Source organism: Pseudomonas sp. B329 (assembly GCF_023127835.1).
GTDB lineage: Bacteria > Pseudomonadota > Gammaproteobacteria > Pseudomonadales > Pseudomonadaceae > Aquipseudomonas > Aquipseudomonas synxantha_A.
This window is the reverse complement of record NZ_SPKP01000059.1, coordinates 1,133-1,640: the sequence shown is the minus strand read 5'-3', so window position 1 is coordinate 1,640 and position 508 is coordinate 1,133. Positions and strand designations below refer to the sequence as shown.

Genomic DNA, 508 nt, shown 5'->3' with positions numbered 1-508 from the left:
GCCGCGGCTGGACACGCATGTTGAGGCCGCCAAGCCTGTGTTGCTGAGCAGTGCGGCGACGCCGGTCAAGGCCGTGCCGGTGGTGCCGTTGAAGGCCGGCGACACGCTGGTTTCGAACCCGGTGCCGGTGGTTCGCAACAAGACCCGACAGACCGTGTTGGTCCGTCAGGAACACGTCGATGATGTGCCTGTCGTGGCGTCGAATCCAAAAGGAGATGCGGCGGCGCCAGCGGACAAGACGGTCACCAACGGCTGCCCGGTGTCGATGGTCACCGGCGAGGAATTACTGACCCTCACTGATGGTGCGCTGGACGGTGTTTTGCCGTTTGAGTGGACGCGGTTGTATCGCACCAGTGCGGTGGGTGTGGATTGCGGGTTGGGGTTTGGCTGGAGCCATGCGCTGGCGCACAGGCTTTGTGTGTCGGGCGATTCGGTGGTGTGGATCGACCATGAGAACCGCTCGACCACCCTGCCCTTGCCTACAGCGGCTCGACCCGCGATCACCAAT

The 508-nt window shown here is 63.8% G+C and carries 1 protein-coding gene; it reads left to right on the top strand.

The window, feature by feature from the left end; translation table 11 throughout:
* On the top strand, nt 1-508 hold a 508-nt coding region (locus E4P00_RS26015), incomplete at both ends, for a DUF6531 domain-containing protein (protein WP_248133326.1).